General features: G+C 62.9%; 4 protein-coding genes and 1 pseudogene. All 5 read left to right on the top strand.

Annotation, left to right across the window (positions count from 1 at the left end):
• Positions 1-197: pseudogene (locus P2PM1_RS00455) on the top strand (cell division protein FtsZ); the annotation flags it as partial.
• A gap of 316 nt (positions 198-513) precedes the next feature.
• The gene (gene lpxC, locus P2PM1_RS00450; RefSeq protein WP_186386241.1) at positions 514-1,464 is read left to right on the top strand and encodes a UDP-3-O-acyl-N-acetylglucosamine deacetylase; all 951 of its coding nucleotides are present in this window, start codon (positions 514-516) and stop codon (positions 1,462-1,464) included.
• Positions 1,465-1,694: 230 nt separating this feature from the next.
• On the top strand, positions 1,695-2,561 hold the full coding sequence (locus P2PM1_RS00445) for an outer membrane protein assembly factor BamD (RefSeq protein WP_186386240.1): 867 nt from the start codon (positions 1,695-1,697) through the stop codon (positions 2,559-2,561).
• A gap of 411 nt (positions 2,562-2,972) precedes the next feature.
• A complete protein-coding gene (gene recN / locus P2PM1_RS00440) occupies positions 2,973-4,646 on the top strand; it encodes a DNA repair protein RecN (RefSeq protein ID WP_186397801.1) in 1,674 nt (557 codons plus the stop codon).
• Positions 4,647-4,784: 138 nt separating this feature from the next.
• Positions 4,785-7,475, top strand: a complete 2,691-nt coding sequence (gene ligA / locus P2PM1_RS00435) for an NAD-dependent DNA ligase LigA (protein WP_186397800.1) — start codon at positions 4,785-4,787, stop codon at positions 7,473-7,475.
• Positions 7,476-7,537 lie beyond the last annotated feature (62 nt).

Here is a 7,537-nt window from a genome sequence, read left to right as displayed (position 1 = left end):
GCCCGCGCGCCGCCATGCCGCAGCGCCCGGCCCAGCCGCAGGCCCAGCCGGTGATGCGTCCGGCCCCGGCGCGCCCGGCCGCCCAGGGTGCCGCCGGCCAGCTTGATCTGACCGGTCGCCCGGCGCCGCAGCCGCGCAACCTGTCGGAAGAGGACCAGTTGGAGATCCCGGCTTTCCTGCGCCGTCAGGCCACCTGACGGCGAGGTTCGCGACACTCCCTCAACGGGCGATCCGGCTCCTCACCGGATCGCCCGCCCTCGTGCGCGCATCAGAATTTTCTTAGATATTTCAATGCTCTCTTTTTCCGTAAAACGTTACATATCGTAACAAAGCTTTATTTCTGATCCCTCACCACAACCCGTATGGTCACCCTGCGATTGACGGGGTTCGCGAATCGCGCGTGGCCTTCCGGCAGCCGGTCCTTCGGCGGTTTCGGGGCCAATCGGCCTCGCCATCGCGGACGCGTTTCAGGGTCCCGCAGTTTCAGGATCTCGCAGACAGGGCGATCTGGTGATGAAGGTATCTTCCGACCGGCAGACGACACTGGCCGGTTCCGTCTCTCTGCAGGGAATCGGCGTTCACTCCGGCAACCGGGCGGAGGTGACGCTGCATCCGGCGGATCCCGGCACCGGCATCGTCTTCACCAACCGCAATCCGCAGACCGGCGCCGAGATCGAGTTTCCGGCGCATTGGCGCGCCGTCTCCGCCACCGCCCTTTGCACCGTCCTCGGCGATCCGAAGGCCGGCGGCGTCTCGACGGTCGAGCATCTGATGGCGGCGCTGCGCGGTCTTGGCGTCGACAATGCCATCGTCGAGATGGACGGACCCGAGATGCCGATCATGGACGGCAGCTCCGATGCGTTCGTCGAGGCGATCGACTCGGTCGGGCTTCGCCGGCTGGCGGCCGTGCGCCGCTATATCCGCGTCAAGAAGGCCGTTCGCGTCGACCAGGGCAGCGCCTGGTGCGAGCTGCGCCCGCATGAGGGCTGCCGCTTCGACGTGACCATCGATTTCGATGCCGAGGTGATCGGCCGCCAGTCGATGGTGCTGGACCTGACGCCGGACAACTTCCGCACCGAGCTGTCGCGCGCCCGCACCTTCGGATCGGTGCAGGACGTGAAGAAGCTGTGGTCGATGGGCTTTGCCCTCGGTTCGTCGCTGGACAATTCCGTGGCGATCTCCGACGGCAAGGTGATGAACCCGGAAGGCACCCGCTGGCGCGACGAGTTCGTGCGCCACAAGATGCTGGACGCGGTCGGCGACCTGGCCCTGGCCGGCCTGCCGTTCCTGGGGCTCTATCGCTCCTACAAGGGCGGCCACCGGATGAACCATGCCATCCTGGTCGAGCTGTTCGAGAATGCCGGCAAGGACGCCTTCGAGATTGTCGAGGGCACGTTCGAGCGGCCGGTGATGGCGCCGGTCCTGGAGATGCCGATGCTGGCGATGGCGCAGGGCGCCTCCTGAGCGATCCTGGGCGAGCGGGCCGCGTCGGTATGGCGAAAACGACATCGCCGAAAACGACAGGCCACAAAAAAGCGACAAATGTCCCTCACATGGCGTGACGTGGTCGGGTGTTTTCCGTTAGAACACGCGCAGATCGGACCCGAGGGCGCGCCATCACGGCGCCCCCGCCGGTCACTCCGGATTGTCCGGGCGGGCCGAACAGGTCCGAGTTCGAGGAGTGAGTTGACGTGATGGTGGCAGTGTCGAGTTCCAAGGCGAGGGAAACCGTGTCCAGCGGTCTGCGCAAGGCCCGGATCGCCTCTGTCGCCCTGCTTGCGATCACCCTTGCCGCCTGTTCCTCGACCAAGGACGACGACGACTTCTCCACCAACGACACGCCGCCGGAAGTGCTGTTCAACGAGGGCCTGTCGCTGCGCAACGAGGGGCGCCTGTCGGATGCCCGGCTGAAGTTCCAGGAAGTCGACAAGCTCCATCCCTATTCCGAGTATTCCCGCAAGGCGCTGATCAACCTTGCCTTCCTGAACTACTCGTCCGGCAAGTATCCGGAGGCGATCACCGCCGCCAAGCGCTTCACGACGCTCTATCCGGGCAGCGAGGACAGCGCCTACGCGCTCTACATCATCGGCCAGTCCTACCACAAGCAGATCCCGGACGTGACGCGCGACCAGGAGATGACGCAGCGGGCGCTTGCCGCCTATGGCGAGCTCATCCAGCGTTTCCCGAACTCCGAATATGCCAGCGACGCCGCCGCCAAGGTGCGGGCGGCCCAGGATCAGCTCGCCGGCAAGGAAATGGAAGTCGGCCGCTACTATCTGAAGCGCAAGCACCAGATCGCCGCGATCAACCGCTTCAAGGTGGTGGTCACCAACTACCAGACGACCCGCCATATCGAGGAGGCGCTGTTCCGCCTCACCGAGAGCTATTATGCGCTCGGCGTCGTCAACGAGGCGCAGACCGCGGCCGCCGTGCTCGGCCACAACTATCCCGACAGCCAGTGGTACAAGGACGCCTTCAGCCTGCTGAAGACCGGCGGCTATTCCCCGAGCGAGGATTCGGGAAGCTGGATCAGCCGCGCGTTCAAGGGCATCTCGCTCTAGTCACCCGACTCTGAAGTTCGTCACATGTCTCGGCATGCTCTGAACGAACTTCAGATTCAAAAGGGTGACCAGAGCATATTCCGTTCAGATCGAACCGATCTGAACGACGAGAATATGCTCCAGGTATTGAATCTGGAGCGATTTCTTATCGATCAGGTGAGTCCACCTGATCGGAAATCGCTCTAGCAAATCTATGTTTCCAGTGTGGTTTTCGAATTTGAAATACGCTCACCGGCACGCTGCAAAAATGAGGCGTATTTCAAATTCGCCACACTAGCATCCACGTCGGTAATGGCTTGCCGCTGCGTGGCCAGTTTGGCATTGCGGGGGCGGGGCACCACCAGCTACACCTGATGCGGTTTCCCGTGCGCGTCGCCGCACATGTCCAGTCCGGCCCGGTCACCCGCTCGCATGCTCGCTGCGCTTGCCATTCGAGATATCGTCCTGATCGACCGGCTCGATCTCGCTTTCGGTACCGGCATGTCGGTGCTGACCGGCGAGACGGGCGCGGGCAAATCCATCCTGCTCGATGCCCTGAGCCTTGCCCTTGGCGGGCGCGGCGATGCCGGCCTGGTGCGCCACGGCCAGGGGCAGGGCCAGGTGACGGCCGCCTTCGACGTGCCGATGGCGCATCCGGTGCGCGCGATGCTGCGCGAGAACGATCTTGAGGCCGATGGCGACGTCATCCTGCGCCGGGTGCAGGCGGAAGACGGCCGCAGCCGCGCCTTCATCAACGACGCGCCGGTGAGCGTTGCCCTGCTGCGGCAGGCGGGCGGGCTGCTGGTCGAGATCCACGGACAGAACGAGGCGCGGGCCTATACCGATCCGGCGGAGCATCGCCGGCTGCTCGATTCCTTCGGCGGCTGCGAGGCGGAGTGCGCGGCGGTCGCCAGCGCCCATGCGGCGATGCGCAAGGCGGCGCGCGCGCTGGCCGAGCAGGAGGAGCGGATCGCGGCGGCGCGGCGCGAGGCCGATTACCTGCGCGCCTCCGCCGAGGAGCTGTCGAAGCTTGCACCGGTTGCCGGCGAGGAAACCGAGCTTGCCGATCGCCGCCAGTCGATGATGCAGGTGGAGAAGATCGCAGGCGACCTCGGCGACTCCTTCGACCTGCTGAACGGCACGGCCTCGCCCATTACCGAGATCGCCGCGCTGTGGCGGCGGCTGGAGCGCAAGGCCGAGCAGGCGCCCGGCCTCTTGTCCGGGCCGGTCGGTTTCCTCGCCGAGGCGCTGGACCGGCTGGAGGATGCGCGTGCGGGCCTCGAAGCCGCGGTGCGCGAGACGGAGTTCGATCCGCGCGCGCTGGAGGCGACCGAGGAGCGGCTGTTCGCCTTACGCGGGGCGGCGCGCAAGTTCCAGGTGCAGGTCGACGACCTTCCGGCCCTGCGCGAGCGGTTCGAGGCCGATCTTGCCGCGCTCGATGCCGGCGAGGAGGCGCTGGCCGGCCTCGCCGCCGCGGCCGAGGCGGCGCGGGCCGACTATGACGCGAAGGCGGCGGCCCTGAGCGAGCGGCGGCGGGCGGCGGCCAAGTCGCTGGAAGAGGCCGTTTCCCGCGAGTTGCCGGACCTGAAGCTGGAGCGGGCGCGCTTCCTCGCCAACCTGGAGAGCGACCCGGACGCCCGATCCCGCGAGGGCATCGACACGGCCGAATTCTGGGTGCAGACCAATCCGGGCACCCGGCCGGGGCCGATGATGAAAGTCGCTTCCGGCGGCGAGCTGTCGCGCTTCCTGCTGGCGCTGAAAGTGTCGCTGGCCGACAAGGGCTCGGCGCCGACGCTGGTCTTCGACGAGATCGACACGGGTGTCGGCGGCGCGGTGGCGGAGGCCATCGGCAGCCGGCTGGCGCGGCTTGCCGGCAAGGTGCAGGTGCTGACCGTCACCCATGCGCCGCAGGTGGCGGCGAAGGCGGGCGGACACTTCCTGATTCTCAAGGAAGACGCCGGCGAGGACCGGGTGGCGACCAGGGTGCGGCGGATCGATGTCGATCACCGGCGCGAGGAGATCGCGCGGATGCTGGCCGGCGCCACCATCACCGACGAGGCCCGGGCGGCCGCCGACCGGCTGCTGGCCGACGCGCCGCGCGCTTAAGCGGCTGAACCAAGGCTGGAAAAGCGCGCCGCCGCCCTTTGCCTTGCCCGATCCCGGCGCCATACTCCCTGTCGCGAGCCGGGCGGCGAACGCCCGGTCCCGTGCCGCACGATCCGATGCCAGAAGATGCGATCCCCCATGTCCGACAACGATCTCTCGTCCCGCGCCGTCGAAGACCTGACCCTGGAAGAGGCCGCGCTGGAGCTGGAACGGCTGGCGAAGGAGATCGCGGCTCACGACCGGCGCTATCACGGCGAGGACGCGCCGGTCATTTCCGATGCCGACTATGACGCGCTGAAGCGGCGCAACGACGAAATCGAAAAGCGGTTCCCGGACCTTGTGCGCTCCGACAGCCCGTCGCTGCGCGTCGGATCTGCGCCGGCCGAAGGCTTCGGCAAGGTCACCCATGCGATCCCGATGCTGTCGCTGGACAATGCCTTTGCCGACGAGGACGTGCGCGACTTCTTCGGCCGCATCCGCCGCTTCCTGAAGCTCGATCCGCTGATGGGGGCGATTGCGGTGACGGCCGAGCCGAAGATCGACGGGCTGTCGCTGTCGCTGCGCTACGAGAAGCGGCGGCTGGTCAGCGCGGCAACGCGCGGCGACGGCACGGTCGGCGAGAATGTGACGCAGAACGCGCTGACCATCGAGGACATCCCCCAGCGCCTGCCGGATACTGCGCCCGACATCGTCGAGGTGCGCGGCGAGGTCTATATGCGGCACGAGGACTTCCGTTCGCTGAACGCGCGGATGGAGACGCAGGGCGGCAAGGTCTTCGCCAATCCGCGCAATGCGGCGGCCGGCTCCCTGCGCCAGCTCAATCCGGAGGTGACGAAGGCGCGGCCGCTGCGCTTTTTCGCCTATGCCTGGGGCGAGATGAGCGAGGTGCCGCGCGCCACCCAGTTCGAGATGGTGCAACTGCTCGGCGAGTGGGGCTTTTCGATCAACGACCGCATGGTCCGCTGCGAGAGCGTCGAGGAGATCCTTGCGGCCTATCACGGCATCGAGGAGGAGCGGGCGCTGCTCGGCTACGACATCGACGGCATGGTCTACAAGGTCGACCGGCTCGACCTGCAGGCCCGCCTCGGCTTCGTCTCGCGCGCCCCCCGCTGGGCCATCGCACACAAGTTCCCGGCCGAGAAGGCCTTCACCGTGCTGCGCGGCATCGAGATCCAGGTCGGGCGCACCGGCGCGCTGACCCCGGTCGCCAAGCTGGAGCCGGTGACGGTGGGCGGCGTCGTCGTGTCCAATGCGACGCTGCACAATGAGGACTATATCAAGGGCATCGGTCAGACCGGCGAGCCGATCCGCGGCGGCAAGGACATCAGGGTCGGCGACACGGTGCAGATCCAGCGCGCCGGCGACGTCATTCCGCAGGTGATAGAAGTTCTGCTTCCAAAACGCTCACCCGATTCAAGACCGTACAGTTTCCCAACTGTTTGTCCCGTTTGCGGAAGCCATGCAGTTAGAGAAGTAAACGCGAAGACTGGAAAGCTTGATGCTGTAAGGCGCTGTACAGGAGGCTTGGTGTGTAGAGCTCAGGCCGTAGAAAGTTTGAAACATTTTGTTTCCAAGCAAGCCTTAGATATTGACGGTCTTGGAGAGAAGCAGGTTGAATTCTTCTATTCCTTGCCTCTCTCAGAGGGTGGAGTGCGGAGCCCGTCTGACATATTCACAATTGAACAGAGAGACTCTGAGTCTTCTCTCAAGAAGTTGAGCAATAGAGACGGTTGGGGTGAGGTGAGTGCTAGGAAGTTATTTTCTTCAATTAGGGAAAGTAAAAATACTTTTCTTAATAAGTTTATATTTTCCCTTGGAATTCGACATATTGGAGAGGGTAACTCCAATATAATAGCGCGACATTTCGGTTTTGTTGAGAATTTTTCCAATTTCATTGAGAGGGTATTGAGTGAAAGGCAGTCTATTTGGGTCAGTGCTGTGAATAAATATTCTGACTATATGGGAATTGATGCTGAGGATGTTTCGGATATCTGGATGGAGTATGCAGACCTTGCTCGCTCCGCATATTGGCGGGAGAGATCTGGTGCGGCGAAACTAATGCTTATACCCGGAGTTGGAGGCATTAGATCTCGTCGTATCATGCTGTGTGTGGCGATATATTGCGATAATAAATCTGTATCTGTTGAGGAAATCTCTGAGGATGAGATTGTTTTCGCAATTTCTAGAGGTGTTTTAACAAAAAAATCTGTCGATAAAATATTAAATGAATCAAGAATGGGGGGAATTGACTTCTTTGGGAGAGTTAAGAATTCTGTTTCTATTGCAAAAAATAGTTGGATTGATCTATCTTCTGATTTGAAGGGAGTTTTTAAATTGGATGATGGTGTGGATGGTTTAATAGGTAATAGAAGCTGGATTGAATTTGCTCAATATCATATGGATATGTTGGATAGAGAATTTAAATTGATTTCGGACTTAAACCAAATTGATGGGATTGGGGACGCAGTTTGCTATTCGTTTCTGAGTTTTTTCTCGGAGAAGAAGAATGTGGATTACATTGAGGAATTGGTTTTCCCAACAGAGGGGCGCGCCCCGCTTTTAAATGTTCAGCCGTACCTTTTTGAAACTCCATCAGGTTCTCCTGTCGCCGGCAAGACGCTGGTCTTCACCGGCACGCTGGAGAAGATGAGTCGCGCCGAGGCCAAGGCGCGGGCCGAGGCGATGGGGGCGAAAGTCTCCGGTTCGGTGTCGAAGAAGACGGACCTCGTCATCGCCGGTCCCGGCGCCGGCTCCAAGCTGAAGACGGCGGAGGAGCTGGGCATCAAGGTGATCGATGAGGACGCCTGGATCGAGATGGCGGGGGGCTGACGGGCGGTTGCGCCGGCGGACGGACGCCGTGTGCAGGCGCGGCCCTGCCAAGTGGCGGCAAA

This window comes from Stappia sp. P2PMeth1, assembly GCF_900185735.1.
GTDB lineage: Bacteria > Pseudomonadota > Alphaproteobacteria > Rhizobiales > Stappiaceae > Stappia.
The sequence above is the reverse complement of the archived record's forward strand: the minus strand, read 5'-3'. Positions and strand labels throughout refer to the sequence as shown.